This window comes from Streptomyces sp. NBC_00442, assembly GCF_036014195.1.
Lineage (GTDB): Bacteria > Actinomycetota > Actinomycetes > Streptomycetales > Streptomycetaceae > Streptomyces.
In genome coordinates this window covers 1,837,130-1,863,052 of record NZ_CP107918.1, presented here as the reverse complement: position 1 = coordinate 1,863,052, position 25,923 = coordinate 1,837,130, and the positions used below count along the sequence as shown (strand labels likewise).

At 71.5% G+C, this 25,923-nt stretch carries 26 protein-coding genes; 16 read left to right on the top strand and 10 right to left on the bottom strand.

The window, feature by feature from the left end:
• The first annotated feature begins 79 nt into the window (after positions 1-79).
• Both OG432_RS08220 and OG432_RS08215 read left to right on the top strand, forming a co-directional pair.
• On the top strand, positions 80-1,129 hold the full coding sequence (locus OG432_RS08220) for a 3-isopropylmalate dehydrogenase (RefSeq protein ID WP_328309233.1): 1,050 nt from the start codon (positions 80-82) through the stop codon (positions 1,127-1,129).
• A gap of 238 nt (positions 1,130-1,367) precedes the next feature.
• Positions 1,368-2,468, top strand: a complete 1,101-nt coding sequence (locus tag OG432_RS08215) for a branched-chain amino acid aminotransferase (protein ID WP_328309231.1) — start codon at positions 1,368-1,370, stop codon at positions 2,466-2,468.
• A gap of 49 nt (positions 2,469-2,517) precedes the next feature.
• Here the strand turns inward: OG432_RS08215 and OG432_RS08210 are convergent, their stop codons facing one another.
• Entirely contained in the window at positions 2,518-3,954 is a 1,437-nt protein-coding gene (locus OG432_RS08210) for a cytosine permease (RefSeq protein ID WP_328309229.1), read from the bottom strand.
• 159 nt (positions 3,955-4,113) lie between these two features.
• On the opposite strand from OG432_RS08210, the gene ureA reads away from it, so the two are divergent.
• The 3 genes from ureA to OG432_RS08195 are packed head-to-tail and all read left to right on the top strand — an operon-like array spanning position 4,114 to position 7,594.
• Entirely contained in the window at positions 4,114-4,863 is a 750-nt protein-coding gene (gene ureA, locus OG432_RS08205) for an urease subunit gamma (protein ID WP_328309227.1), read from the top strand.
• Entirely contained in the window at positions 4,863-6,545 is a 1,683-nt protein-coding gene (locus OG432_RS08200; protein ID WP_328309225.1) for an urease subunit alpha, read from the top strand. The genes ureA and OG432_RS08200 overlap by 1 nt, the downstream gene beginning before the upstream one ends.
• Before the next feature lie 11 nt (positions 6,546-6,556).
• Complete coding sequence (locus OG432_RS08195) at positions 6,557-7,594, top strand: agmatine deiminase family protein (protein ID WP_328309223.1); 1,038 nt, start codon at positions 6,557-6,559, stop codon at positions 7,592-7,594.
• A gap of 90 nt (positions 7,595-7,684) precedes the next feature.
• Here OG432_RS08195 and OG432_RS08190 read toward each other — a convergent pair whose 3' ends face one another.
• From OG432_RS08190 to OG432_RS08180, 3 genes are all read right to left on the bottom strand, one after another.
• Positions 7,685-7,849: a hypothetical protein gene (locus OG432_RS08190; RefSeq protein WP_328309221.1), complete on the bottom strand. Its 165-nt coding sequence runs from the start codon at positions 7,847-7,849 to the stop codon at positions 7,685-7,687.
• Positions 7,846-8,250 carry a hypothetical protein gene (locus OG432_RS08185; protein ID WP_328309219.1) on the bottom strand — a complete coding sequence of 135 codons (405 nt, stop codon included), beginning with the start codon at positions 8,248-8,250 and terminating at the stop codon, positions 7,846-7,848. Before OG432_RS08185 ends, OG432_RS08190 begins: the two co-directional genes overlap by 4 nt.
• A gap of 95 nt (positions 8,251-8,345) precedes the next feature.
• Positions 8,346-9,560, bottom strand: coding sequence for a helix-turn-helix domain-containing protein (locus OG432_RS08180; protein WP_328309218.1), 1,215 nt, complete (start codon positions 9,558-9,560; stop codon positions 8,346-8,348).
• Positions 9,561-9,694: 134 nt separating this feature from the next.
• On the opposite strand from OG432_RS08180, the gene OG432_RS08175 reads away from it, so the two are divergent.
• The 3 genes from OG432_RS08175 (at position 9,695) to OG432_RS08165 (ending at position 11,438) form a co-directional block, all read left to right on the top strand.
• Positions 9,695-10,375, top strand: coding sequence for an HAD family hydrolase (locus OG432_RS08175; protein WP_328309216.1), 681 nt, complete (start codon positions 9,695-9,697; stop codon positions 10,373-10,375).
• Between the two features lie 41 nt (positions 10,376-10,416).
• Positions 10,417-10,596: a hypothetical protein gene (locus tag OG432_RS08170; RefSeq protein ID WP_328309213.1), complete on the top strand. Its 180-nt coding sequence runs from the start codon at positions 10,417-10,419 to the stop codon at positions 10,594-10,596.
• Between the two features lie 239 nt (positions 10,597-10,835).
• The gene (locus OG432_RS08165) at positions 10,836-11,438 is read left to right on the top strand and encodes a hypothetical protein (RefSeq protein ID WP_328309211.1); all 603 of its coding nucleotides are present in this window, start codon (positions 10,836-10,838) and stop codon (positions 11,436-11,438) included.
• 18 nt (positions 11,439-11,456) lie between these two features.
• Here the strand turns inward: OG432_RS08165 and OG432_RS08160 are convergent, their stop codons facing one another.
• Both OG432_RS08160 and OG432_RS08155 read right to left on the bottom strand, forming a co-directional pair.
• Positions 11,457-11,870 carry a VOC family protein gene (locus OG432_RS08160; protein WP_328309209.1) on the bottom strand — a complete coding sequence of 138 codons (414 nt, stop codon included), beginning with the start codon at positions 11,868-11,870 and terminating at the stop codon, positions 11,457-11,459.
• Entirely contained in the window at positions 11,867-12,451 is a 585-nt protein-coding gene (locus OG432_RS08155) for a dihydrofolate reductase family protein (protein WP_328309207.1), read from the bottom strand. Before OG432_RS08155 ends, OG432_RS08160 begins: the two co-directional genes overlap by 4 nt.
• A 347-nt stretch (positions 12,452-12,798) precedes the next feature.
• Here OG432_RS08155 and OG432_RS08150 point away from each other — a divergent pair, with 347 nt between their 5' ends.
• From OG432_RS08150 to OG432_RS08125, 6 genes are all read left to right on the top strand, one after another.
• Positions 12,799-13,344: a flavoprotein gene (locus tag OG432_RS08150; protein ID WP_328309205.1), complete on the top strand. Its 546-nt coding sequence runs from the start codon at positions 12,799-12,801 to the stop codon at positions 13,342-13,344.
• Positions 13,345-13,463: 119 nt separating this feature from the next.
• Entirely contained in the window at positions 13,464-14,066 is a 603-nt protein-coding gene (locus OG432_RS08145; RefSeq protein ID WP_328309203.1) for a TetR/AcrR family transcriptional regulator, read from the top strand.
• A gap of 146 nt (positions 14,067-14,212) precedes the next feature.
• Complete coding sequence (locus tag OG432_RS08140) at positions 14,213-15,526, top strand: MFS transporter (protein ID WP_328309201.1); 1,314 nt, start codon at positions 14,213-14,215, stop codon at positions 15,524-15,526.
• Between the two features lie 329 nt (positions 15,527-15,855).
• Positions 15,856-17,499, top strand: a complete 1,644-nt coding sequence (cimA, locus tag OG432_RS08135; RefSeq protein WP_328309199.1) for a citramalate synthase — start codon at positions 15,856-15,858, stop codon at positions 17,497-17,499.
• Between the two features lie 220 nt (positions 17,500-17,719).
• On the top strand, positions 17,720-19,078 hold the full coding sequence (locus OG432_RS08130) for a hypothetical protein (RefSeq protein ID WP_328309197.1): 1,359 nt from the start codon (positions 17,720-17,722) through the stop codon (positions 19,076-19,078).
• Between the two features lie 165 nt (positions 19,079-19,243).
• A complete protein-coding gene (locus OG432_RS08125) occupies positions 19,244-20,155 on the top strand; it encodes a hypothetical protein (protein WP_328309195.1) in 912 nt (303 codons plus the stop codon).
• Here the strand turns inward: OG432_RS08125 and OG432_RS08120 are convergent.
• From OG432_RS08120 to OG432_RS08110, 3 genes are all read right to left on the bottom strand, one after another.
• Positions 20,137-20,412, bottom strand: coding sequence for a DUF2087 domain-containing protein (locus OG432_RS08120; protein ID WP_328309193.1), 276 nt, complete (start codon positions 20,410-20,412; stop codon positions 20,137-20,139). The genes OG432_RS08125 and OG432_RS08120 overlap by 19 nt on opposite strands.
• A 134-nt stretch (positions 20,413-20,546) precedes the next feature.
• Positions 20,547-21,167: a YceI family protein gene (locus OG432_RS08115; RefSeq protein WP_328309191.1), complete on the bottom strand. Its 621-nt coding sequence runs from the start codon at positions 21,165-21,167 to the stop codon at positions 20,547-20,549.
• 142 nt (positions 21,168-21,309) lie between these two features.
• Complete coding sequence (locus tag OG432_RS08110; RefSeq protein ID WP_328309189.1) at positions 21,310-22,641, bottom strand: helix-turn-helix domain-containing protein; 1,332 nt, start codon at positions 22,639-22,641, stop codon at positions 21,310-21,312.
• Positions 22,642-22,753: 112 nt separating this feature from the next.
• Between OG432_RS08110 and OG432_RS08105 the strand changes: the two genes are divergently transcribed.
• Both OG432_RS08105 and OG432_RS08100 read left to right on the top strand, forming a co-directional pair.
• Positions 22,754-24,124 (top strand): M64 family metallopeptidase, encoded by a 1,371-nt coding sequence (locus OG432_RS08105; protein ID WP_328309187.1) that lies wholly within the window; start codon positions 22,754-22,756, stop codon positions 24,122-24,124.
• Positions 24,125-24,392: 268 nt separating this feature from the next.
• Complete coding sequence (locus OG432_RS08100; RefSeq protein ID WP_328309186.1) at positions 24,393-24,923, top strand: hypothetical protein; 531 nt, start codon at positions 24,393-24,395, stop codon at positions 24,921-24,923.
• 102 nt (positions 24,924-25,025) lie between these two features.
• On the opposite strand, the gene OG432_RS08095 is transcribed toward OG432_RS08100, so the two are convergent.
• A complete protein-coding gene (locus OG432_RS08095; protein WP_328309184.1) occupies positions 25,026-25,877 on the bottom strand; it encodes a hypothetical protein in 852 nt (283 codons plus the stop codon).
• Between the last annotated feature and the right edge of the window lie 46 nt (positions 25,878-25,923).

Genomic DNA, 25,923 nt, shown 5'->3' with positions numbered 1-25,923 from the left:
CGACTCCCCGGCCGGCACCGGCTTGTCCATACTCCGGACACCGGGTGTCAGGGGCTGGGACGGCGAGTAGGGTCGCCCCATGTCGGCAAGTTCTCGCAGCATCAATCTCGCAGTGATCCCCGGTGACGGCATCGGCCAGGAGGTCGTGGCCCAGGGCCTGAAGGTTCTCCGAGCCGTCCTCCCGCAGGACGTGAAGCTGGAGACCAGGGAGTTCGACTTCGGTGCCCGGCGCTACCGCGCCACCGGTGAGACCCTCACCGACGCCGATGTCACCGAGCTCAAGCAGCACGACGCGATCCTGCTCGGCGCGATCGGCGACCCCTCGGTCCCGTCCGGCGTCCTGGAGCGCGGCTTCCTGCTGAAGCTCCGCTTCCTCTTCGACCACTACGTCAACCTCCGCCCCAGCAGGCTGCTTCCCGGCGTCGCCACCCCGCTCGCCGGCCAGCCCGAGATCGACTTCATCGTCGTGCGCGAGGGCACCGAGGGTCCCTACACCGGCAACGGCGGCTCGATCCGTACCGGCACGCCGCACGAGGTCGCCACCGAGGTCTCGGTCAACACCGCCTTCGGTGTCGAGCGCGTGGTCCGTGACGCCTTCGCCCGCGCCCAGGCCCGTCCGCGCAAGAAGCTGACGCTCGTCCACAAGAACAACGTGCTGGCCTACGCCGGTCACCTGTGGACCAACGTCTTCAACGCGGTGGCCAAGGAGTTCCCCGACGTCACCACCGACTATCTGCACGTGGACGCGGCGACGATCTTCCTCGTCACCGACCCCGCGCGGTTCGACGTGATCGTCACCGACAACCTCTTCGGCGACATCATCACCGACCTCGCGGCGGCCGTCTCCGGCGGTATCGGCGTCGCGGCATCGGGCAACATCAACCCGAGCGGCGAGTTCCCGTCGATGTTCGAGCCGGTGCACGGCTCCGCCCCGGACATCGCGGGCCAGGGCAAGGCCGACCCGTCGGCCACCGTCCTGTCCGTCGCGCTGCTCCTGCGCCACCTCGGCCACGAGTCCGAGGCGGCCCGCATCGAGACCGCCGTCTCCGAGGACCTGGCCGCCCGCGGCGGCTCGGTCCGCACCACGGACGAGATCGGCGACGCGCTCGCCGCACGAGTAGCCGGCTAGCGCCCGGCGGAACACGCGTAACAGCCGCCGGGCCGCTTCGAGCACCCGGCGGCTTTCCGCATGCGGCCACCGGGTGACACCATCAATCCCGGACCGCACATCACACCGTTATGTCCAAGGCCCGCCAAGAGCGATAATCGGACGTGGGCCGCGGCATGCGGAGCAGCTCGGACGTCCAGCAACAGGCAGCGGCGTGAGCGCGGTCCGTCACTATCCACCGGTGAAGGACACAGCACTCATGACGACGCCCACGATCGAGCTCAAGCCCACCTCGCACCCGCTGTCCGACGCGGAGCGCGAGGCGATTCTGGCCAGCCCCGGTTTCGGCCGCCACTTCACCGACAACATGGTGACGGTCCGCTGGACCGAGGGCCGCGGCTGGCACGACGCCCAGCTCGTGCCGTACGCACCGCTGTCGATGGACCCGGCGAACATGACGCTGCACTACGCGCAGACGATCTTCGAGGGCCTGAAGGCCTACCGCCAGCCCGACGGCACGGTCGCCACCTTCCGGCCCGAGGCCAACGCCGAGCGCTTCCAGAACTCCGCGCGCCGCATCGCGATGCCCGCACTGCCCACCGACCTCTTCATCGCCGCGTGCGACGCGCTGATCCAGCAGGACAAGGCGTGGGTCCCGTCCTCCGGCGAGGCCTCCCTCTACCTGCGCCCCTTCATGATCGCGACCGAGGTCGGCCTCGGCGTGAAGCCGGCCAACGAGTACCTGTTCATCGTGATCGCCTCCCCGGCAGGCGCCTACTTCCCCGGCGGCGTGAAGCCCGTCTCGGTCTGGCTGTCCGAGGAGTACGTGCGCGCGGTCAAGGGCGGCACCGGCGCCGCCAAGACCGGCGGCAACTACGCGGCCTCGCTCGTCGCCCAGGCCGAGGCCGCCCAGCACGGCTGCGACCAGGTGGTCTGGCTGGACGCGGTCGAGCACCGCTGGATCGAGGAAATGGGCGGCATGAACCTGTACTTCGTGTACGCCCAGGAGGACGGCACGCAGAAGATCGTCACGCCCGAGCTGACCGGCTCGCTCCTTCCCGGCATCACGCGTGACTCCCTCCTGAAGATCGCCCGCGACCTCGGGTACGAGGCCGTCGAGGGCCGGATCACCACGGAGGAGTGGAAGCGGGACAACGAGAACGGCACCCTGACCGAGGTCTTCGCCTGCGGCACCGCTGCGGTGATCACCCCGGTCGGCTTGGTGAAGTCGGCCCGCCACAACTGGACGCAGGGCGACGGCGAGCCGGGCGAGGTCACCATGAAGCTCCGCAAGGCGCTGCTCGACCTCCAGACCGGGGCGGCCCCGGACCCGCACGGGTGGATGCACCCGCTGGGCTAGGTTCTTGGGGGCTCGGCCCCCGAACCCCCGCGTTGCCGCGCCGCGGCGCTCAGCTCTCGGCCAGGGCCGCCTCGGACTCAAGCTCCGGGGCGGCCTTTTCGGCCGGCCGGGGGCGCGCGGTCAGGCCCAGGTACGCAAGGCCCCCCACCACGCCCGACAACAGGAAGCTGCAGTCCACGCCGCCGGTCCAACTCAGGATCGGTCCCTGGTAGTTCGGCAGCGACACGGCCAGCAGACCGACGCCCGCGCCGAGCGCCCAGGAGATCACCGCGCGCGGGTTCCAGCCCGAGCGGTACCAGTAAATGCCGCCCCGGGAGCGGCGGTTGAAGACCTGGAGGGCGTCCGCGTCGTACACACCGCGACAGCGCACGAAACCGATCAGGGTGATCACCGCCCAGGGCGTGCCGATCGCCGTGAGCAGCAGGACGAACGAGGTCATCGCGGCCTGGGCGTCCCAGGCGAAGTGCCCCGCGAACACGCACAGCGTCGCGACGCCCGCCACCGCGAACGTCGCCTGGGTGCGCGAGGCGCGCGGCAGGATCGCGTCGAGGTCGAGCCCCATCGAGTAGAGCATCAGACCCGCGTTGCCGACCGAGCCCGCGGAGGCGGAGAGCAGCAGCGGCACCAGGTACCAGCCGGGGGCGGCGGAGACCAGCGGTCCAGCGAAGTCGGTGGCCGCACGGGCCGCGTACGCGGTGAACGTGCCGAAGAGCTGCGGCACGAGCAGACCCGCCGTCAGGCCGAGCCAGGTGGCGTGCAGGACGCGGCGCGGGCGGTGGCGGGTCGGTGAGACGTAGCGCGTGTAGTCGCCGAGCAGCGTGATGAAGGCGATCGGCCCGCTGAGCCCGGCCGCGACGAGCGCGAACAGCCAGGTCGGCCAGAACGAGCCGAGCAGATAGCCGCCCGCCTCCGGCAGTGCGCCGGTGCTGAAGTGCGGTGCGTACGCGAAGACTCCGAGCACGAGCAGCGCCGTCATGCCGATGGCCAGAATGCGCGAGAGGCGCAGCAGCACCCGGTAGCCGTAGACCGCGCCGATGACGGTGGCCGCGGCGAGCAGCGCGTACACGATGCCGTACGAGACGCCGCCCGTGGGCAGGCCGAACATGCGGTGCAGGACGCCGGTCATGGCGTCCCCGCCGATCCACACGGTCAGGGCGGTGTAGCCGAGCGAGAGCAGCAGGCCGACGACCGAGCCCACCAGCCGTCCCCGTACACCGAATTGGGCGCCCGACGAGGTCGACAGATTGGTGGCGGTACGCAGCGAGACCAGTGCGAGCGGCGCGGTGAGCAGGGTGCCCAGCAGGGTCCCCGTGATCACGGCACTCACCGAGGCCCACCAGCCGAGGCCGAAGGAGACCGGCAGCCAGCCGAAGATGATCACCCCGAGACAGAGGTTCGAGCCGAGCAGGATCGACACGAGGTCGCGCGGCCCGCTGGTGCGTTCCGCTTCCGGGACCGTGTCGACTCCGCGCTGTTCTATGGGCATGCCGGCGCCTCTCACTTCTTCGTGGGGTCACTCTTCGTGGGGGTCACTCGTGTGGGGTTTGAGTGCCGCTCAATGTGACGCACACCAAGCCATGTCGTCAATGCTTCCCGTCTGTGAAATCTCTGGTTAGAGTGGCGTTCAAACAGGAGGTGTGGTGGCGTGCGACTGACCCCGACGGAGCGTGACCGGCTGCTGCTGTTCGGCGCCGCTGAACTGGCCCGATCCCGCAGGGCCCGCGGACTGCGGCTGAACGTGCCCGAGGCGACCGCGCTGATCGCGGACACCGTCTGCGAGGCGGCCCGTGACGGCAGGCGGCTCGCCGAGGCCATCGAGGCGGCCCGGTCCGTGCTCGGCCCCGACGACGTACTGCCCGGCGTCTCCGACGTGGTCACCGAGGTCCACGTCGAGGCCGTCTTCGACGACGGATCCCGGCTCGCGGTGGTCTCCGACCCCATCGGCGGCACCGCCGGCCAGGACGCGCCCGGCGCGCTGCTGCCCGGCGAGGGCTACCCGGAGGCGGCGCCCGAGGTGCTGCTCACCGTGACCAACACCGCCGTCGTGCCGATCTCGGTCACCTCGCACTTCCACTTCTTCGAGGCCAACCCGCGGCTCGACTTCGACCGCGCGGCCGCCTACGGCATGCGGCTGTGCGTGCCGGCCGGCTCCTCCGTACGGTTCGGGCCGGGCGAAAGCGCCGAGATCGGCCTCGTGCCCATCGGCGGCGGCCGGATCGCGATCGGCTTCGCGGGACTCGTCGACGGGCCGCTGGACGCGCCAGGTGCCAAGGCGGAAGCCCTGCGCAGGGCCGCCGCCTGCGGATACCTGGGAACCGGCCCGCGAGAGCCACGGGATCCGGAAGCGCCGCGAGAGCCACACGAACCACGCGAGCCGGGAGAGGGAGCGAACTGATGGACCCGTACGAGTACGCCTCCGTGCACGGCCCCCGCACCGGGGACCGGATCCGGCTCGGGGACTCGGGCCTGACCGTCCGGGTCGCATCCGACTCCCAGGCCCCCGGCGACGAGTTCCTCGCCGGCTTCGGCAAGACCGCCCGGGACGGGCTGCACCTGAAGGCCGCCGCCGTCCGCGAGACGTGCGACGTCGTCATCAGCAACGTCGTCGTGATCGACGCGGTGCAGGGCATCCGCAAGGTGTCCATCGGCATCCGCGAAGGACGGATCTGTTCGGTCGGCCGGGCCGGCAACCCGGACACCCTCGACGGCGTGGACGTCGTCGTCGGCACCGGCACGTCGATCGTCTCCGGCGAGGGGCTCATCGCCACCGCCGGAGCCGTCGACCCCCACGTCCACCTGCTGTCCCCGCGCATCATGGAGGCCTCGCTCGCCTCCGGTGTCACCACGATCATCGGCCAGGAGTTCGGCCCGGTCTGGGGCGTCGGCGTCAACTCCCCGTGGGCGCTGCGCAATGCCTTCGCGTCGTTCGACGCGTGGCCGGTCAACATCGGCTTCCTGGGCCGGGGTTCGTCCTCCGACGGGGCCCCACTGGTGGAGGCGCTGGCCGAGGGCGGGGCCTGCGGCTTCAAGGTGCACGAGGACATGGGCGCGCACACCCGGGCGCTCGACACCGCGCTGCGCGTCGCGGAGGAACACGACGTCCAAGTCGCCCTGCACAGCGACGGGTTGAACGAGTGCCTCACCGTCGAGGACACCCTGAGGGTCCTCGAAGGCCGCACCATCCACGCCTTCCACATCGAGGGCTGCGGCGGCGGTCACGTACCCAACGTCCTGAAGATGGCGGGCGTGCCGAACGTCATCGGCTCCTCCACCAACCCCACCCTCCCCTTCGGCCGGGACGCCGTCGCCGAGCACTACGGCATGATCGTCTCGGTCCACGACCTGAAGACCGATCTGCCGGGCGACGCGGCGATGGCCCGCGACCGCATCCGCGCCGGAACGATGGGCGCCGAGGACGTGCTGCACGACCTGGGCGCGATCGGCATCACCTCGTCCGACGCCCAGGGCATGGGCCGCGCCGGCGAGACCGTACGCCGCACCTTCGCCATGGCCGGCAAGATGAAGGCAGAGCTCGGCCCCCTGGAGGGCGACGGGCCGGACGACGACAACGCGCGTGTGCTGCGCTACATCGCCAAGCTGACCATCAACCCCGCCATCGCGCACGGACTCTCCCACGAGATCGGCTCCATCGAGCCCGGCAAGATGGCCGACATCGTGCTGTGGCGCCCGGCCTACTTCGGCGCCAAGCCGCAGATGGTCCTCAAGTCGGGCTTCCCGGCCTGGGGTGTCACCGGCGACCCCAACGCCGCGACCGACACCTGTGAACCGCTCGTGCTGGGACCGCTGTTCGGCGCCCACGGCGGCACGCCGGCCGAGCTGTCCGTCGCCTTCGTGGCGCGGGCCGCCGTCGAGCAGGGCGGCGATCTGCTGCCCACCCGCCGCCGCCGGGTCGCGGTACGCGGCACCCGCGGCATCGGCCCCGCCGACCTGCTGCTCAACTCCCGTACCGGAGCGGTCGGCGTGGACGGCCGCACCGGGCTCGTCACCCTCGACGGCGACCCGCTGCGCTCCGAACCGGCCGACTCCGTCTCCCTCAACCGCCTCTACTTCCTGTAAGGACCACCCTGATGTCTGCTGCCGCCGACGGCTTCCGCATGCCCGCCGAGTGGACTCCGCACGAGCGGACCTGGATGGCGTGGCCCGGCCCCAACGTCACCTTCCCGAACGAGGCCGAGCTCGCCGAGTCCCGCGCCGCCTGGGCCTCCGTCGCCCGCGCGGTACGCCGCTTCGAGCCGGTCACCATGGTGGTCGGCCCCGGCCAGGCCGACAGCGCCCGCGCGCTGCTCGGCCCCGACATCGACCTCGTCGAGCGCGAACTCGACGACGCGTGGATGCGGGACATCGGCCCCACCTTCCTCACCGACGGCACGGGCCAACTGGCCGCCGTCGACTGGACGTTCAACGGCTGGGGCGCCCAGGACTGGGCGACCTGGGAGCACGACGCGAAGATCGGCGCCCACGTCTCCGACCTCGCCGGCGCCCGCACCTACACCTCGCGCCTGGTCAACGAGGGCGGCGCCATCCACGTCGACGGCGAGGGCACGGTGCTGCTCACCGAGACCGTGCAGCTCGGCCCCGAGCGCAACCCGGACTGGACCCGCGAAGAGGTCGAGACGGAGATCCACGCCATGCTCGGCACCCGCAAGGCGATCTGGCTGAGGCGCGGTCTGACCGCCGACTACCCTCCGCACGGCTACGGCACCCTCGGCCACGTCGACATCGTCGCCGCGTTCGCCCGGCCCGGCGTCGTGGTCGCCCACACCCAGCCCGACCCCTCTCACCCCGACCACGAACTCTGCAAGGAGAACGTGGCCCTGCTCCGCTCCCAGAAGGACGCCCGAGGCCGCACCCTTGAGGTCGTGGAGATCCCCGCCCCGACCGTCGTCCAGGACGACCACGGCTGGGTCGACTACTCCTACATCAACCACTACCTCTGCAACGGCGGCGTCGTCCTGTGCGCCTTCGACGACCCGCGCGACGAGAACGCGGCGGGCATCTTCCGCCGCCTCTTCCCCGAGCGCACGGTGACGCTCGTGGACGCGCGGACGATCTTCGCGGGTGGGGGCGGCATCCACTGCATCACGCAGCAGCAGCCCCGCGTGTGAGCGCCCCCGCCTTCTCCCGGCCCCACCCGGCGTGCACCGAGCCACCGCTGGGATGCGAGCCCCACCCGGCGGAAAGCGAACCCCCGCCCCTCACCGGCGGGGCCGGCAGGCGGGGTCGCCCTTGACGTGGCGGTAGTTGTCCGGACGGGCACCGCTCATCGAGGCGCCGGCGTCAGCCTCGCGGATCCTGATGGCGAAGCCCTCGATCGGGCGGTCGCAGTAGAGGCAGAACTTGATGCGGCTCGTGTCGGTCATGAGGCCTCCCTCCCCGCCCTCAGTCCGACGGCTTCGAGAGCCAGCTGGAGTGCCGCGGTCTCGGTGTGCTGGATGAAGCCGCCGACGGGCGGCAGGAGCCAGTACGCGCCCGGCTGTGCCTCCCTCGTGGCCGCTGGCAGCATCACGTAGGTCGCCGTACTGAAGGCCGTGGTCTGCTCCAGATCCCAGCCGTCCGTGGTACCAGCCGGGACAAAGAAGTGCAGTACTGGCTGGGCGGTCCGCGGATCCACCGCTACGGAGCCGGGCCGGGCGAGGCGTTCGAGAGCCTGGAGGGCGTAGTACCGGCTGACCACGACAGCGTCCCAGTCGATTCCGGCCTGGGCGAGGCGGGCCACGTCTGCGCCGGGCTGGGATCGAGCCGGCCCGCGGGTCATAGTCATGATCTGTTCCCTTCACGAGGTGTCTGGTGAAGGTAAGGGCAGATCAGTCCCCCACCCCGAACTCTCCGTTCGGGCGAGCCGCCCGTTCGGGTCCGTTAGGTGATGCCAAGCCGTTCGGCGAGACCGTAAACCTGCCTCCGGTACGTCGGCCGTACCCGTTTCCGCAGGTCGGCGACGAGCGCTACTGCTGTCGGGCTGCGGCACAGATCTTCCGCTGACAGCTCTTCAAGGGCGAGGAGATGCACGAGGACTGCCGCGTCGTCTCGGCGCATGGCGCAGCAGCGGGCGACTTCCAGGGTGAACGTGAACTCGCGCTCGCGGCTGGGCAGGGCGCCGGTATCGATGTCGTCTGCTACGCGCAGGGCTTCGGCTGACGCACCGGCCAGCATCTCGATGCTGAGGGCGTGCAGGGCTACGTTCGTCGGGCCGAAGACGGTGCGCTGAACGTTGCCCTCGCCGGCGCGCTTCGAGAGGGGGCCGGCTTTCTTCGCGAGGCGCTCGCGGGCTTTCCACCACTTCTGCTGCCGGGCCGCGGCCACAACGGCGACAAGCTCCAGGGCGCCCTGCATGGCGCTGATCTGTGGCGTGCCCGTTTCGCGGCTCAGTCTGTCGATGGCCTCCATGGCAATGTCGGCCGCCTCGTCGACTGCCCCGTCGCGCGGGTCGGACAGCAGGACGTGCCCGAGGTTCCAGGAGGCGGCGGCGAGCCGGAGTGGGTCGTCGGCGTCTTCCGCAGCCCGGATGGCCCGGTCGGCGACGAGGAGGGACAGGTCGAGGCGGCCGGTGCGGCGGCAGTAGGAGCGGAGCAGTCCGTATAGATCGGCGGCGCTGCGGAGGACTTCGCGCCGGGTGGCGGCCTCGTTGCCGCCGCGGTGCGCGCGGACCGCGTGCTCGACATCTTCGATGAGAGCGGGCAGTGCGGCCGCGATGTCGGTATAGCGGGTGGGTGACGTCTGCCAGGTGCGCCAGGCCCCTTCGACACGCTCGCGGAGCTCTGCCGGCGCTACGGGCGGGGTGGAGCGTGCCGGCCCGTAGCCCATGAGGGCGCGGGCGACGGCAGGCTCGACGGTGAGCGGGGCTTGCGGCTCAGGAGGGGCGTGTTCGGTGAGGAGGGCTGACACAGGCACGCCGAGTTCCGCCGCGAGGCGTGTCAGGACGGCGGCGGAGGGTGTTCGCTTGCCGTTCTCGATGAGAGACAGGTAGCGCTCACTGATGCCGCACAGTCCGGCGATGGCGGCCTGCGTGCGGTTACCGTTCTTGCTGCGGTAGTACGCGATCCGCTCACCGATCGGGAGCTCCGGTGAGTCCATTGCTGTGCCGTTCCCTTCCCGCATGCTGGGTAGTGACGTAAGCGTAGAGCCGCGGGGATGCTTCCAGCACGCGCTGTGGTGGTTCACGTGGTTCGCGTAACCCTTTGGAATACGGGCAGTTGGGGAGGCCGGGCATGGTGCTGGTGCTGTGGGACATCGACCACACGTTGATCTCTACGCGCGGGGTCGGTAAGGAGCTGTCGGCTGCCGCGTTTGAGGAAGCTACGGGGCTACGGATGCGGGAGCAGGCAAAGATCGACGGCATTACGGAGCCAGTCATCTTCCGCGAGACCGCGAAGCTCCACGGGCTGACCACCGGCCGGGCCGACTTCGAGCGGTTCGCACAGGCCCTGACCGAGCAGCATCTCGGGCGGGCCGCCGAGTTGCGCGAGCGCGGACACGCTCTGCCTGGCGCTGCTGCGGTACTCGACGCCCTTGACGGCGTCGGCGCCGTGCAGACGGTGGTATCGGGCAACGTTCGGGCCGTAGCGGAGATCAAGCTGAAGACGTTCGGCTTGGACAGGTACATCCGGTGGGAGCTCGGCGCATACGGCGAGGACGACGATATCCGTGCCGAACTGGTACGCCTCGCCCTGGAGCGCTCTGGCACCGCGGCGGGCGATGCGGTACTGCTCGGGGATACGCCGGCCGACGTTGATGCGGCCCTGTCCAACAGGATCCGCTGTATCGGTGTCGCCACGGGCAAGAGCAGCGAGGAAGAACTCCAGAGGGCTGGCGCAACCGCGGCGCTGCCTGGTCTCCAAGACATGCGACGGGTGCTGAACGCCGTGTGCCAAGCAGGCCAACAGCCGTGACGGCCATGCCAATTGTCAGTGCCCGGCAGTAGCCTTGATCCATGCCTCCTACACCTGCCGACTGTGGTTCGCCGCGCCCCGCGTCGGTGATCAACGAGGAGATCCGCGGTCTCGTCGAGGCGGGCGGGCCCGCGCCGGACGAGTACCAGCAGCTGCTCGTCGAGTGGGCCGCGGCAGTGCGCGGCGAGGCGACGCGGGACGATGTCGGACCCGCCGCTTAAAGATCCCGCTGAGTCCATTGAGTCCATTGAGTCCATTGAGCCCAGCGCGGACAGCTGGATCCCGCTGCCGCGGTGACGGCGGACCAGAATGGCCGGGGTGCGACAACCTGGGCTGCGCCCCTCGGGCGGCTACCGCGGACGCCGGATTCGTCACGGTTCCGTCACCGCAGGCTCACACGCACCGCACATCACCCGGCCTCCCGCTACGGTCATCCCCTCGCACACCACGTGGGGGCACCATGTCGAACAGCCAACTGCCGCCGTACCAGCCGCCGACCGCCGGGTCGGCACCCGCGCCGACCGGGCGACCGAAGTGGGCCCGGAAACGCATCGCGATCCCAGCCGCCTTCGTCATCCTGTTCGTCGGCGTAGGCATCGGTGCCGCCGGTGGCACCGACCAGAAGAAGACCGGCGCCGAGGCGAAGCCGCAGCCGACCGTAACCGTGACGAAGACTGCCGCGGCGAAGGCCGAGAAGGCGGCGCCCCAGCCGACCGTGACGGTCACGAGCCCGCCGAGGACCAAGGCCGTCGAGAAGCCGGCCGAGCAGGCAACTCCCTCGGGCACGGTCGTGTTCAAGGTGTGGGGTTCGGCCCCCTCCGGCGTCGAGGTGACCTACGGCAGTGACAGTGACAACCGGCAAGGGTCCGGTCTGCCGATGACGAAGACGCTGAAGCTCGACTCGGCGGCTCTCTACTACGACGTGACCGCGCAGCTGTCGGGCGGCGGCGACATCAACTGCTCGGTGACCGTGAACGGCCAGACGAAGACGGGCCACGCCTCGGGCGGCTACAACATCTGCACCGCCCAGCTCAACGGAGGCTTCGGCGGGGGATGGAGCTAGGACGGAGACGACGACGCCTCAGGCGAAGTCTGCTGCGGTGATGCCGTCCGGATGCCCGGACGGCCACTCCACCAGCTCGATCCGGTAACCGTCCGGGTCCGTGAGCCACGACGTCCTCGGGCCGTGCGGTCCGCCCGGGTACTGGACGGGTTCGGGCTCCAGGCCGGCTTCGGCCAGGGTTTCCAGGGTCGTTGCCAGCGTCTCCGCCTGGATCGCGAGGTGGTCGAAACCGTTGCCCACGTCGACCGGGCCGGCACCGGGGCGGTGGACCAGTTCGAGCGAGGCCGCCGGTTCGCCGGGGAACTTGAGGATCGCGAGGCGAGCCCCGTCGCCGACGTCGACCCTGCCCAGTTCGACGTAGCCCAGGGCGGCGTAGAAACCGAGCGAGCGGCCCAGGTCGGCGACGCGGTAGGACACGAAGAGCGTCTTCACGCGGCCTCCCCGGGCCGACGCACCCGGTAACGCAGGTGCGTGACGTCTCGGTCCGCGAGCCGTCGGACGAGGTCGAGTTCGATGTGAGCACTCCCCAGGTGGTCGAAGAGCCGTCGGCCCTCCCCGAGGAGGACCGGAATCAGGTGGATCTCCATCTCGTCCATCTGCCCGGCTCGGAGAAGCGCCTGCGCCGCCCCCGCCCCGTGGACCATGACCGGCCGGTCCCCTGCGGCCGCGCGAGCCCGGCGGGCGCAGTCCTCGGCATCGGTGACGAAACGAGCGTGGCCGGGTGGCACGTCCCCGTCGTCCACCTGGTGGGTGAGGACGAAGATCGGCACGCCGTCGTGATGGTCGCCCTGCCAACGCCCGGCGAGTTCGAAGGTCCGGCGGCCGGAGATCACCGCGCCGGTCGCCAGCGCCTCGCGGTAGACCTGGCCGCTCGGACCCTCGGACTCCCGGTCGTCGAGCCAGTTGAAGAGCCGTCCACCGTCGCGTCCGAGCTCCTGCCCCGGCCGATCGTCCGGGCCGGCGATATAGCCGTCGAGCGACATCGACATGTACAGCCGAATCGGATTGCTCATCCTGGCCCCCTTTTTCTTTCACGGCACCGGGATCCGGCGTTTTCTGATCCACCGACGGGGCGGGAACGCGCCACAACGTCACAAGGAAGACTTCCGGTACCGGGCAAACTCATCGGCCCGACCCGCCGACCCTGCTGCCGCGCCCACTGGCAGGCAGAGAAGCGGCAGCACCTCGTTGATCTTCGGGTCTCACCCGTCGTACGAATCGGCCAAGCCGAGTCAGGACCTCGTGGGGGGTCGAGGCGGGCCGAGGCGGGCCGGCGGATGGTGGGCGGATGGTGGGCGGATCCAGGGCCAACATCCGCCGACCCGGGTTCGCTCCCGCCCGGTGTGATCGACTGAGCCGCATGACTTCAAGGACCGTGTACCTGTTCTGCTCCGCGGCCCCGCCCGTCTTCGAGGTCGCCGCGGTGGTCGAATCGCTGCAAGAGCGCGGCTGGGACGTGTGTCTCGGGCTTACGCCCGCCGCCGCTTCCTGGATCGAGGAGTCCCTTTCGGGGCTCGCCACGCTCACCGGGCATCCGGTGCGGTCGCGGTACAAGCGGCCCGGTGAGCCGGATGTGTGGCCCGCGCCGGATGTGATCCTGTTCGCGCCGGTCACGTTCAACACCGTCAACTCCTGGGCGCTCGGCCTCACTTCGGCCTTCGTCGTCGGGGTCGCCGCCGAGGCGATCGGCAAGGGGATACCGATCGTCGCCATGCCGTGCGTGAACGCCGCCTACGTACAGCACCCCCAGTTCGAGCGGTCCATCGAGGTGCTGCGCACCGCCGGGGTGAGCGTGCTCTACGGCGGTGAGGCCGGCTTCGTACCGAACCGGCCGGGCGAGCAGCCCCCCGAGGGCTACCCGTGGCGGCTCGTGCTCGACGCGGTCGAGGCCTCCGCCGGGCTCTGAGGGAACCTCGGCTCCAGCCCTGAGAGCGCCCCCGCCCCCGCCCCGGGCGACCCCGGCTCCCGCCCGGGGCGGACGCCCGTGTGGCCGGGGCGGGCCGGGACATCGGGTAGAACATACGGGTGAACGCACCGCGCCGCCGCAACACCGCCCCGCCCCGCGAGGAACTGCTCGCCGCCGCCATGGCCACCATCGCCGAACGCGGACTCGACGGGCTCACCATGGCCGGGCTCGGCCGCGAGGTCGGCATGTCCAGCGGGCACCTCCTCTACTACTTCCGCACCAAGGACGAGCTCCTGCTCCAGACCCTGGAGTGGAGCGAGGGGCGCCTCGGCGACGAGCGGCGCGCACTGCTCGCCCGGCCCGGCACCGTACGGGAGCGGCTCGACGCCTACACCGACCTGTACGTGCCCGACGGGCCGCGCGATCCGCACTGGATCCTGTGGCTCGAAGTCTGGAACCGCTCGCAGAACGCCGACGGCACCGCCCGCGTCCGGCAGGCCGCCATCGAGGGCGCCTGGCACCGCGACCTGGTCGCGATAGTCGCCGAAGGCGTCTCGCGCGGCGAGTTCCGCCCGGTCGACGCGGACCGCTTCGCCTCCCGGCTGCGTGCCCTGCTCGACGGGTTCAGCGTGCACGTCGCGGTCGGCCTGCCCGGCACCGGACGCGATCAAGTCCTCGCCCATGTGCGGGAGTTCGTGGACGAGTCGCTGATGCGCCCCTGACCCGCCACCGGCACGCGCCCCCGGTCCGCGACCGGCGTGCCACCGGCGCGGACCCCGGCACCGGGAACGCAACGCACGTAAGTACGCCCGATCGTTGCGGCCGCACTCCTTGTCGGCCGGGCCCGGCTGCGCCACCGTGAGCGTCCATGGGACGAGAGCACTGGAAGAAGATCTGGGTCGGTTCGGCCGGCAACATGGTCGAGTGGTTCGACTGGTTCGTGTACGCCACGTTCGCCGTGTACTTCGCGGACGCGTTCTTCCCGAAGGGCAACGAGACCGCCAACCTCATGAACACCATGGGGATCTTCGCCGTCGGCTTCTTCATGCGGCCCGTCGGCGGCTGGCTGCTCGGGCGGATCGGCGACCGCAAGGGCCGCAAGGCCGCGCTCACCCTGACCGTCACCCTGATGTCGGCCTCCGCCATCCTGATCGCGATCGCGCCCACGTACGCCGTCGCCGGATACGGGGGAGTGGCCGTTCTCCTCATCGCCCGGCTCCTCCAGGGGCTCTCCGTCGGCGGCGAGTACGCCGCCAGCGCCACCTACCTCACCGAGGCCTCCGACCCCGGGCGGCGCGGCTTCGCCTCCAGCTTCCAGTACGTGTCGATGACCGCGGGCCAGCTCGTCGGCCTCGGCCTCCAGATCGTCCTGCAACGCAGCCTCTCGGATGCGGCCCTGCACAGCTGGGGCTGGCGCATCCCCTTCATCGTCGGCGCGCTCGGCGCGGCCGTCGTCTTCTACCTGCGCCGCTCCATGCTGGAGACCGAGGTGTACGAGGAGTCGGGCGCGGCCGCGGACGCGGACCGGGGCACTCTGAAGGCGCTGTGGGCGCACAAGCGCGAGGCGTTCCTCGTCATGGCCCTCACCATGGGCGGCACCGTCGCCTACTACACGTACACGACGTACCTCACGAAGTTCCTGTCCAAGAGCGCCGGGATGGAGAAGTCCACCGCCTCGCTCGTCAGCTTCTGCGCGCTGTTCGTCTTCATGTGCATCCAGCCGCTGGCGGGCGCGCTCTCCGACCGGATCGGGCGCCGGCCGCTCCTGATCACCTTCGCCGTCGGCTCGACCTTCCTGACCGTGCCGATCATGACGATGCTCAAGCATGCCGGCACCTTCTGGCCGGCCTTCGGTCTCGCCCTGCTCGCCCTGGTCGTGGTCACCGGCTACACCTCGATCAACGCCTGTGTGAAGGCCGAGCTCTTCCCCACCGGCATCCGCGCGCTCGGCGTCGCCCTGCCCTACGCCCTGGCGAACGCCCTGTTCGGCGGGACCGCCGAATACGTGGCGCTCTGGTTCAAGAAGGCCGGCGCCGAGTCCGGCTTCTACTGGTACGTGGCGGGGTGCGCGGCCGTCTCCCTGGTCGTCTACCTCTCGATGCGCGAGACGCGTGACATCGACCTCAACCGGGTCAAGGACGAGCCGCAGCGCCTCACGGCCGAACCCGTTCCGTCGAATTAGCGCAGGTCGGCGGGGGCGGCCCGGCGCCGGCCCGCGGGCGCCCGGATGGTGAGACCCCGTCTCGGGCGGCCGGACCCTTGTGGCAGACTGCTTGCGTGCTCGCTTTCGCCATGATTATGGACAGCAGCGCGCCGGTCCGCAGTGATCGCTGAACCGTGGAACCATCCGCGGCGGCGGCCATCGTGCCCCAGACCCGCGCGCAGACCTCTCGCACCCGCGAGGGGTCTTTTCGTTTACCGGCCCCATCACGGCCGGGGCGAGGAGCGCGACGACGGGGGCAAGTGGAGCCAGCAGTTCGGAGCCACTCACCCGACAGGAGTCAGATCAGCATGACGACCAACGAGGCGCACGAGGCCGCCGAGGAGAGTCTTCTCGCCGGCCCTCGGGTCGACGACAGCTTCCACGTCTTCGACACGACGCTGCGCGACGGCGCCCAGCGCGAGGGCATCAACCTCACCGTCGCGGACAAGCTGACGATCGCCCGGCACCTGGACGACTTCGGCGTGGGCTTCATCGAGGGCGGCTGGCCCGGCGCGAATCCCCGCGACACCGAGTTCTTCGCCCGCGCCCAGCAGGAGATCCGGTTCAAGAACGCCCAGCTCGTGGCCTTCGGCGCCACGCGCCGCGCGGGGGGCAGGGCCGCCGAGGACCCGCAGGTGCGGGCCCTCCTCGAATCGGGCGCCCCGGTGGTCACGCTGGTCGCCAAGTCGCACGACCGGCACGTCGAGCTGGCGCTGCGCACCACCCTGGACGAGAACCTGGAGATGGTCCGCGACACCGTCTCCCACCTGCGCGAGCAGGGCCGCCGGGTCTTCGTGGACTGCGAGCACTTCTTCGACGGCTACAAGGCCAACCCCGCGTACGCCAAGGCCGTCGTACGGGCCGCCAGTGAGGCCGGTGCCGACGTCGTCGTCCTGTGCGACACCAACGGCGGCATGCTGCCCGCGCAGATCCACGCGGTGGTGGCCACCGTGCTCGCCGACACCGGCGCCCGGCTCGGCATCCACGCCCAGGACGACACCGGCTGCGCGGTCGCCAACACCCTGGCCGCCGTCGACGCGGGTGCCACTCACGTCCAGTGCACCGCCAACGGCTACGGCGAGCGCGTCGGCAACGCCAACCTGTTCCCCGTCGTCGCCGCCCTCGAGCTCAAGTACGGCAAGCGGGTGCTTCCTCGGGGCGCGCTCGCCGAGATGACCCGCATCTCGCACGCCATCGCCGAGGTGGTCAACCTCGCACCCTCCACGCACCAGCCGTACGTCGGTGTCTCCGCCTTCGCCCACAAGGCGGGCCTGCACGCCTCCGCGATCAAGGTCGACCCCGATCTGTACCAGCACATCGACCCCGGTCTGGTCGGCAACCACATCCGGATGCTGGTCTCCGACATGGCGGGCCGCGCCTCCATCGAGCTCAAGGGCAAGGAGCTCGGCGTCGACCTCGGGGACGACCGCGAGGTGGTGGCCCGGGTCGTGGAGCGGGTCAAGGCGCGCGAGCTGGAGGGCTACACCTACGAGGCGGCCGACGCCTCCTTCGAGCTGCTGCTTCGCGACGAGGTCGAGGGCGGCCCGCGCGACTACTTCCGCATCGAGTCGTACCAGGCGATCGTCGAGACCCTCAAGGACGGCACCCACGCCAACGGCGCCACCGTGAAGTTCTGGGTGGGCCAGGAGCGCCTCATCGTCACCGCCGAGGGCAACGGCCCGGTCAACGCGATCGACTCCGCGCTGCTCCAGGGCCTTGAGCGGTTCTATCCGCAGGTCGCCAAGTTCGAGCTGGTCGACTACAAGGTGCGCACCCTGGAGGGCAACCACGGCACCGCCTCCACCACCCGCGTCCTGATCACCACGACGGACGGCACGGCCGAGTGGACGACCGTCGGCGCGGGCGCCAACGTGATCGCCGCGTCGTGGGAGGCGCTCCAGGACGCGTACACCTACGGCCTGCTCCGGGCCGGGATCCAGCCGCGGCGCTAGGTCGTGTCTTCGAGGTCCCGTCCGGCCGGCGGGGTCCCGCCCCACGGACGGACGACGCCACTTCGAAGACACTCCCCAGGGTTCCGGGGCGGGGCGGCACCACCCCGCCACCCCGTCACCCCGGCCCGAGCCGCCTCGGCCCCGGGGTCCGCGCACCCCGGACCCCGGTCGCTCCACCCCGTATGTCCGTTTCCGCGTGGCCTCGGGTAGCGTCGGTCACATGAGGCTCAGGGTTTTCTCCGTACTCCCCGCCGTAGCGGCACTGCCCGCCGTAGCGCTCGCCGCACTGGTCGCGGCGGGCCCTGCCATGGCCGCCACCGGCGCGTCCGACGTGGCCGACCAGCTGAAGAAGAGCCCGGTCTACGTGGATCCCGGAGCCGCGAGCCAGCTCAGCCCCGCCCAGGCCGACGCCCTGGCCAAGAAGATCAAGGACGCCGACAAGCCGCTCTTCGTGGCCGTGCTGCCCAACAGCGCCGCGTTTCCCAAGGCCTCGATCCTGCAGAACCTGCGGACGGACACCGGCGTCACCGGCCTGTACGCGATCCGGCTCGGCGACGCCTTCACCTCGGGCGCCGACCGCAAGGTCATGTCCCCGCAGGCGGTCAAGAACCTCAACAGCGCGGTGCGCGCCCCCGGCACCGGCGGTGACGCGGTGACCCAGCTCAACGCGTTCGTCGACAAGGCGCTCCCGCAGATGAAGGGCCACGCACCCGCCTCCTGGGGCGGCGGTTCCGGCTCCGGCGGCGGCGTGAGCTCCGGCGCGCTCATCGGCGTGGGCGCCGTGGTCGTGGCGGGCGGCGCCGGTGCGTACGCCCTGGTGCGCCGCGGCCGCAAGAAGAAGGCCGAGGAGGAGCGGGCCGCGCTCCAGCGCCTCCAGGTCGTCGTGGACGAGGACATCACCGCCTTCGGCGAGGAGCTCGACCGGCTCGACTTCCATCCCGCGGAGGCCGGCGCCGACGACGCGATGCGCGCGGACTACGAGCGAGCCCTGGACTCGTACGAGACCTCCAAGTCGCTGATGGCGAAGGCCGAGAGGCCCGCCGACGTGACGGGTGTGACGCAGGCCCTGGAGGACGGCCGGTTCTCGCTCGCCACCCTCGCCGCCCGCCGCGAACACCGGCCGCTGCCCGAGCGCCGCGCCCCCTGCTTCTTCGACCCGCGCCACGGCCCCTCCGTCGAGGACGCCACGTGGATGCCGGCCGGCGGCGCACCGCGGCAGGTGCCGGTGTGCCTGGCGGACGCGACCCGGCTGCGCGACGGCCAGGACCCGATGGTCCGCGAGGTCGACACCGACCAGGGCCGCCGCCCCTACTACGACGCGGGCCCGGCCTACGGCCCCTGGGCGGGCGGCTACTTCGGCGGCGGCATGCTGCCGGGCCTCCTGATGGGCACCATGCTCGGCTCGATGCTGTCGACGCCCGCGTACGCCTCGGACTACGGGGCCGGCTCCTACGACGCGGGTGCCGGCTTCGACGGCGGCGACGTGTCGGGCTCCGACTTCAACCCCTCCGACTTCGGGGGCGGCGACTGGGGCGGCGGGGGAGGCGACGGCGGAGGGTTCGGCGGCGGCGACTGGTGACGCCGGCCAGGGCTCGGGCCTGCCACGGGTGACGCCGGCCGGGGTTCGGGCCCGCCGCGCGTGACGGTGGCACGGGTGGTCCCGGGCGGCCGGTGACCCCGCTGTTGACCCGCCGCGTGCCAGCGAGTGATAGTTGCGAGCCGCACATCCAGGGTTGGGGACATATTGCACGCCGGGCACGAAGACACCATCGCGGCCTGCGCCGATGCCGAAGCGCTGCTGCGCGCCGGCCGCACGAGCGCCGCCCGCAAGGCCGCGCGGGCCGCGCTGTACACGGGAGGCCCCGACCCCCGCCTCTACGCGCTGCTCGGCCGTGCGTACGCCGCCGAGAGCGTCGAAGGACACGCCGACCGTGCGGAGGCGGTGTTCCGCGAGGGACTCGACACCTTCCCCGACGACCTGGGTCTGCTCACCGCCTACACCGATCTGTGTCTCGCCGACGACGATCCGGCACGCAACCGCAGGGCACCCGAACTGGCGGCCCGCATACGGGAGTTGGCGCCCGACTCGGCGCACGCGGCGCACGCGGCCGATGCCCGGGGGGTCCCGCGGCAGCCGTCCACGGGCCGGGTGCAGCGGCACGACGCGCGGCTCGTGCTCGCCGTCATAGGACACGCGGCAGGCGCCGCACAGCAGACGTGGGAGCAGGCGCGCTCACGCCCGGCGGACGACCGGACCGCCGTACTCGCCGAGACCCTCACCGCCCTCGCGCGCCGCGGTCGCGCGCCCCTGCGCCTGCTGATCAGGGCCCCGCTCGCGGGCGCCCTCGGCTGCTGGGCGTGGTTCGTCCTGGCGCTGCTCGCGGTGGTCGCCCTGCACCTGCCGGCGTGGGCGGGCCTCGCCGCGCTGCTCGGACCCGCGCTGTTCCCCCTGCTCCACCACGTGCTCGGCGGCGCCCGCCGACGGGCCCTTGCCCGGCCCCAGGTGGCGGCCGCGCCGCCGTCGTCGCGCGGCTCGTTCCCCGCTCTGCCGCCCGTCCCGCCGTACACGGCGCGGGAGAAGACGGCCGCCGCGGTGGTCTTGATCGCGGCGGCCGCCGCGATCACCCTCTTCGTGGACTACCTGGCGCGCCGGTAGCGGGAGCCGTCCCGGGTCCGGGTGAGGTGGCCGCCGGTCACCATGAAGCGCCGCAGCGCGGGAAAGTCGTCGTGCACGGTGAGCAGCGCCTCGTTGACCTCGTGCTCGGTGTAGTCGCGGCCGGACGCGAAGAGTGTCCCCGCGAGATGGGCGAGCAACTGGTCGCGGCGAGCGGTCCTGCGCGGGATCGCCGTCAGTCGCCCGCGCGAGAAAAGGGCGGTGATCGCGGGGGAGGCGGTGGCGGCGTTGTTCTCCATGCGGGCAGCCTCCCGCACGGGGTGATGCCGGGCAACGCAATATCGGCGGGCGCGCACAGAGCCGCGGGCGCGCCCGGTGCGGTGGACGCGCGCGGCGCGACGGGCCGGCACCCCGGGTGCCGGCCGGGTGCGCGTCAGGCGGACTTGATCGCGGAGATGTCGAAGGTGAGCTTCACCTTGTCGCTGACCATCACGCCACCCGTCTCCAGGGCGGCGTTCCAGGTCAGACCCCAGTCGGAGCGCAGGATCTCGGCGCTGCCCTCGAAGCCGACGCGCTGGTTGCCGTAGGGGTCGGTGGCCGAGCCCTGGAACTCCAGGTCGATGGTGAGCGGCCGCGTGACGTCCTTGATGGTCAGGTCGCCGATGAGCCGGTAGGCGTCGCCGCCGAGCGCCTTGGCCTCGGTCGAGCGGAAGCTCATCAGCGGGAACTGCTCGGCGTCGAAGAAGTCGCCGCTGCGCAGGTGGGCGTCGCGGTCGGCCATGCCGGTGTCGACGCTGGCGATCTTGACGTGGATGGTGGCGGCGGAGGCGGCCGGGTCGGTGCCGTCGAGGGTCAGGGTGCCCTCGTGGTCGGTGAAGGAGCCGCGGACGTTGGTGACCATCGCGTGGCGCACGGTGAAGCCGATGCTGCTGTGCGCCGGGTCCACGGCGTACGTGCCGCTCAGCGCGGCGAGCGCGGGGTCCACCTCGACGGTGGCGGGCGCGCCGGATTCGAGGGTGTCGGTGCTGCTGGTCCTACGGCCGAAGAGACCCATGGCGTACTCCTTCGATACGCGCTGCGGCCTTGCGCCGTAGCGGTTTAAGTTTCAACGAGATTTACCGTAGAGCTATTCCGTTCGGATTTCAACTACCTCGACCGGGTGGTGTGCCCACGCCGTGTCGTGGGGGGCCTTCGGGTCAGATGCGGGGCGGCAGCGGCGCCGGGCCCAGGGTGGTGGTGCCCGGGGCGGCGCGATGGCCGAGCCCGGTGCGATAGGCATCCATGGCCGCCTCCGCGCGGCCGGTGCGGCGCAGCAGGTCGCCGAGCAGTCGGCACAGGTCGGCCAGATCGCCGCTCGCCCCGCTGCGTTCGAGCAGCCCGAGCGCGGTGACGTAGTGCTCCTCCGCCGCCTCGGTCTCGCCCCGCTCCTCGCGGATGAGGCCGAGCAGCCGGTGCGCGCCGCCGGCGTGCACGGCGCCGTGCTGGTCGCCGAGCCCGGTGAGCGGGGCGAGCAGGGCCACGGCCTCCTCGTGCCGGCCCAGGCGCCGCAGCACGTCCGCCAGTTCCACCTCGACCTGCGCGGTGAACAGGACGGCCCGCTTGGCCGCGAGCATGTCGCGGGCGGTACGCAACTCCCGTTCGGCCCGGTCGAGTCGGTCCTCCTGCGCGTACACGTAACCGCGCATCCAGTGGCAGTGCGCGAGGTCGGTGCGCAGCCGCAGCTGGCGGTAGATCGACTGGGCCTTGGCGAGCGAGTCGTCCGCGTCGGCCAGGCGCCCCTCGGCCAGGAAGGTCCGCGCGACCTGCCGGTGCATCCCCGCGACCAACGCCGGGTCGCTGACCTGCGGGGCCAGCGCGAGCGCCAGCTCGGCGGCGCGCGCGGCGCGGGCCTGGGCGCCCATGTCCAGGTACGGGCCGATGACCGCGGCGTACAGCAGGACCAGCGCCTCGGGGTCGGCGAGGCCGCTGGTGCCGAGCTCGTCGATGGCCGACTCCAGGAGGTAGCAGGCGTACCGCAGCTCGCCCGCGAGGATGTGGGCGACCGCGCGGCCCCGGACCGCCCGAGCGCGGCGCGGCAGTGGCTCGGCGGCCAGGAGCTGCTCGCTCGCCTCGAAGTGCCGTACCGCGTCGGCCAGTTCACCGGTCTCCAGCGCGCAGTCGCCGAGCCCCTGGAGGGCCTCGGCGCGCTCCTCGTCGAGGCCGTGCAGTTCGGCCTCGGTCAGCAGGCGGCGGTAGCGGACGGCCGCCTCGTCGGCCTCGCCGGTCGCCAGCGCCCGCTGGGCGTCGGTGAGGCCGAGGCGCAGCTCGGTGACGAGCCGGGCCGGGCGCCCCGTGGTCAGCTCCTCGTACGTCGTGCCGAGCCGTGCGGCGAGATGACGCAGGGCCGCCTCCGAGGGGCGGACCTTGCCCGACTCCAGGGTCGACACATAGGCCGGGGTATAGGCGGGCTCGGCCAACTGGCGTTGGGTCAGCCCGAGTTGACCGCGCAGCTGCTGAACTCGGCGACCGATCACGGCAGGTGCGTCCACGGCGTCCCCTTGGCCCCGAAGCATTGCGCACGCCCCGTGCGCCCCCTAATTTAAGCAGGCCGTTCAACGCATTTACCTGGATGCTTAACTTCGTTACAGAGAAGAGGACTTCATGCGCCCACCCCTGCGCAGGAGCTTCACCGCGCGCGGCAGCATCGCGACGGCCGCGCTCGCCGGAGCCGCCGCTCTGGCCGCGCTCGCGGCCGGGCCCGGTACCGCGGCCGCCGCCGGCCCACCACAGCCGCAGCCCCGGGTGCGGGTCGAGATACCCGGCCCCGAAGCCGCGTCGGGGCAGACCCTCGCGGGCTCCGGCCACACCCTGGTGCCGAAGAACGGACTCGGCAGGCCCGCGCCGCACCTCTCGGCCCCCACGGCCGCCGCCGCGGACGGCCGGGTCACCAAGGTGATCGACAACGGCTCGACCGCCGACCGCCTGGACATCGTGATCGTCGGCGACGGCTACACGGCCGACCAGCTGGACCAGTTCCACACCGACGCCAAGGAGAAGTGGGGCGAGATCACCGGCGTCGAGCCGTACACGACGTACCAGAACCTGTTCAACGTGTGGACGGTGGACGCGGTCTCCGCCGAGAGCGGCGTCTCCGGCGACCCGGCGCAGGGCGACGTGAAGAACACCGCGCTCGGCTCCTACTTCTGGTGCGACGGCGTCGAGCGGCTGCTCTGCGTCGACCAGGACAAGGTCGACGCCTACGTGGCGAAGGCGCCCCAGGCCGATCTGGTCGTCGTGCTCTCCAACAGCGCCAAGTACGGCGGGGCCGGATACAACGAGCCGTCCAAGACGCTCGGGTACGAGGGCATATCCACCGCGTCCGCCGGGAACGCCAAGTCCGGCCAGGTGGCCATTCACGAGACCGGCCACTCCCTGGGGAAGCTGGCCGACGAGTACTTCTACCCGGACACCCCGGGCTACGAGCACTACGAGGGCCCCGAGGCCGACCAGTCCAACATCTCGGTGCTGTCCGCCGACCGGATGGCCGCGGACCGCACCAAGTGGTACCGCTGGCTCGGCGAGACCTCGCCGGACGGCGGGACGGTCGGTGCGTACGAGGGCGGCGGCTACTACGTCACCGGCCTCAGCCGCCCCACGGACGGCTCGATCATGCGCATCCTGGGCAAGCCGTTCAACCTGCCGGGGGTGGAGGCGATGATCGCGGGGTTCTACCGGCACGCCTCGATCGCGACGCCCGCCGTCTCCACGGCCCGCACGCTGCGGCCGGGCGACACGGCCCGGGTCACGGTGCCGCGGCTCGCCGGCGCACGGCAGTTGACGATCCGCTGGTACCTGGACGGGCGGGAGCTTCGGCACTACGAGGGGCGTACGACGGTGCCGGTGCGGGGGCTCGGCCTCGGGCGTGGTGACCACCGTCTGACGGTACGGGTGCTCGACCGGACCCCGTCCGTGCGTGACCCCGGGATAGCGAAGACCCTGCAGGACACCGCCGAATGGCACACCCACCGCTGACGCCGTGCCGTTGTGCGTCGGGAGACGTAGCAACACGTGAGCTCTGGCCGACTGCGGTGGCCTTGGAGCCCGACCGCAGTCGGACACGGCCGTACCTGCGTCCGGGGCCCGAGCCGCGCAGCGGGGCCCCGGAGGCGGGGACGGCGAGTCATGCCCAAGCCTCTTGCGCACTTGTGTGGTCCGGCTGTGGCTGCGATGGTCGGCCTGCGGGCCGAGCAAGCCGCGCGATCGCCCGGCCCGGGTCCGGCGCCGACACATGGAGCGTGCGATGCGACGATTGAGCCCTGTCCTCACGTTCTGCGCAGCGATGGCCCTGGCGTTCACGGGGCTTCTCCTGACCGGGAGCCCTTCCGTCGCGGAGGGGGCGGGAGGTACCGCCGCGCAGCCCACCGCGGCGGGCCACCTGCTGGTCTACCCGGACAAGAGCTGGGCGAGCTTCCCGAGCCTGGAGAAGGCGGTCCAGGCCGGAGACGCCGCCGGCATGTCCGTCGTGACGTTCTACGACTGGGCCAACTACAACTCGAGCGGCGCCACCCTCACCTACTCCGTCGCCAAGGACTGCACGCCCTCGACGGACGGCACCAAGGACTACCGGTTCCCGGCCTTCCCCGGCGGCTGGAACGACACCGCGACCTCGGTGACCACACGGATGGGCAACGGCTCGCACTGTGACGTCTGGATGTCCGCGGACGTCAACTTCAAGGGCGAGTGCGGAAACGAATGGATCGACCAGCATTGGGACCTGTCCCAGGTCCCCTTCGGGTGCAACAACAAGGCGAGCTCCTTCGAGTTGAGCTAGGCGCCCGGGTCCGCCGACGTTGCCCCGTAGGAGGGCCCTGTCATGGACGGCTCGGTCCGCACCGGTCCGTGCACGTGAGCGGTTCGGCGTGGGCGGGGCCGGCTAGAGCGCCAGGGACACCAGCTCGGTGAGCCAGATGACCGCCGGGACGCAGAAGAGGGCGCCCCACATGCCGGTCAGCGTGAAGGCGACCAGGGCGGATCCCAGCCAGGCCACCCGGGTCCGCGCGTACATGCGGGACGGGTCCCGGGGGTCGTACGTGATCTCGTCGCGGTGCCCCCGCACCGAGATCGGCCGCGCCATCTCCTGTCCGTCGAGCGTGCGGAAGTGGACGATGTAGCTGACGCCTGAGTCGCTGGGTGTGGTCAGGTCGAACGCGTACCGCGCGTGGACAGTCACACCCCGCCGCCGCATCACCCACCACGTGTCCAGGGCGGCCATCTTCACCCACAGGAACAGCAGGCCGAGACCGGCCGGCAGCAGGAGCCAGGCGGCGACGCCCAGGACGGGGCTGACCGGCAGCAGTACGGCCAGGGGCAGTCCCGCGACCGTGTACCAGAGCGCGCGCCGCCACCACGGGCCGCCGTGCAGCACCCCGGCGCGCACGCGAAACAGCATGCGCAGCGGCCACACCGGCACCGTGTGCCGCTGTGGCTGTCGCCGGGTTCCCGGCGGGCCTGCGTCACCGATGACCGCTTCTATCTCCGCGCCGAGCGCGACGACCATGTCCCGGTTGCGGTGACGGACCGTCATCGACGAGCCGCCTCCGGCATCCTCGCCGAGGAACACGGTCAGCGACGTCCCGGCCGCCTCGACGCGGCGGATCCCCGCCCCGGGGACGACGACGGTCGTACGTCCCCGGCTCCAGTGCAGCGCGCCGCGCTCCACCCAAGCCCGAGTACGGCCGGCCGACAGGACGACCCCGGTGGCGGTCTCACGATTCAATTCCCCCATACCCGTGGATCTTAGGCCACGAGAGGACGGACCGTTACGGATCCCG

Coding starts and splice junctions, on each gene's coding strand:
- OG432_RS08150 (WP_328309205.1), top strand. CDS start 12,799: ATGACTTCAAGGACCGTGTACCTGTTCTGCTCCGCGGCCCCGCCCGTC.
- OG432_RS08165 (WP_328309211.1), top strand. CDS start 10,836: ATGTCGAACAGCCAACTGCCGCCGTACCAGCCGCCGACCGCCGGGTCG.
- OG432_RS08175 (WP_328309216.1), top strand. CDS start 9,695: ATGGTGCTGGTGCTGTGGGACATCGACCACACGTTGATCTCTACGCGC.
- OG432_RS08170 (WP_328309213.1), top strand. CDS start 10,417: ATGCCTCCTACACCTGCCGACTGTGGTTCGCCGCGCCCCGCGTCGGTG.
- OG432_RS08190 (WP_328309221.1), bottom strand. CDS start 7,849: ATGACCGACACGAGCCGCATCAAGTTCTGCCTCTACTGCGACCGCCCG.
- OG432_RS08120 (WP_328309193.1), bottom strand. CDS start 20,412: ATGGAGAACAACGCCGCCACCGCCTCCCCCGCGATCACCGCCCTTTTC.
- OG432_RS08140 (WP_328309201.1), top strand. CDS start 14,213: ATGGGACGAGAGCACTGGAAGAAGATCTGGGTCGGTTCGGCCGGCAAC.
- OG432_RS08210 (WP_328309229.1), bottom strand. CDS start 3,954: ATGCCCATAGAACAGCGCGGAGTCGACACGGTCCCGGAAGCGGAACGC.
- OG432_RS08180 (WP_328309218.1), bottom strand. CDS start 9,560: ATGGACTCACCGGAGCTCCCGATCGGTGAGCGGATCGCGTACTACCGC.
- OG432_RS08195 (WP_328309223.1), top strand. CDS start 6,557: ATGTCTGCTGCCGCCGACGGCTTCCGCATGCCCGCCGAGTGGACTCCG.
- OG432_RS08105 (WP_328309187.1), top strand. CDS start 22,754: ATGCGCCCACCCCTGCGCAGGAGCTTCACCGCGCGCGGCAGCATCGCG.
- cimA (WP_328309199.1), top strand. CDS start 15,856: ATGACGACCAACGAGGCGCACGAGGCCGCCGAGGAGAGTCTTCTCGCC.
- OG432_RS08215 (WP_328309231.1), top strand. CDS start 1,368: ATGACGACGCCCACGATCGAGCTCAAGCCCACCTCGCACCCGCTGTCC.
- OG432_RS08115 (WP_328309191.1), bottom strand. CDS start 21,167: ATGGGTCTCTTCGGCCGTAGGACCAGCAGCACCGACACCCTCGAATCC.
- OG432_RS08155 (WP_328309207.1), bottom strand. CDS start 12,451: ATGAGCAATCCGATTCGGCTGTACATGTCGATGTCGCTCGACGGCTAT.
- OG432_RS08100 (WP_328309186.1), top strand. CDS start 24,393: ATGCGACGATTGAGCCCTGTCCTCACGTTCTGCGCAGCGATGGCCCTG.
- OG432_RS08095 (WP_328309184.1), bottom strand. CDS start 25,877: ATGGGGGAATTGAATCGTGAGACCGCCACCGGGGTCGTCCTGTCGGCC.
- OG432_RS08185 (WP_328309219.1), bottom strand. CDS start 8,250: ATGACTATGACCCGCGGGCCGGCTCGATCCCAGCCCGGCGCAGACGTG.
- OG432_RS08130 (WP_328309197.1), top strand. CDS start 17,720: ATGAGGCTCAGGGTTTTCTCCGTACTCCCCGCCGTAGCGGCACTGCCC.
- OG432_RS08220 (WP_328309233.1), top strand. CDS start 80: ATGTCGGCAAGTTCTCGCAGCATCAATCTCGCAGTGATCCCCGGTGAC.
- OG432_RS08200 (WP_328309225.1), top strand. CDS start 4,863: ATGGACCCGTACGAGTACGCCTCCGTGCACGGCCCCCGCACCGGGGAC.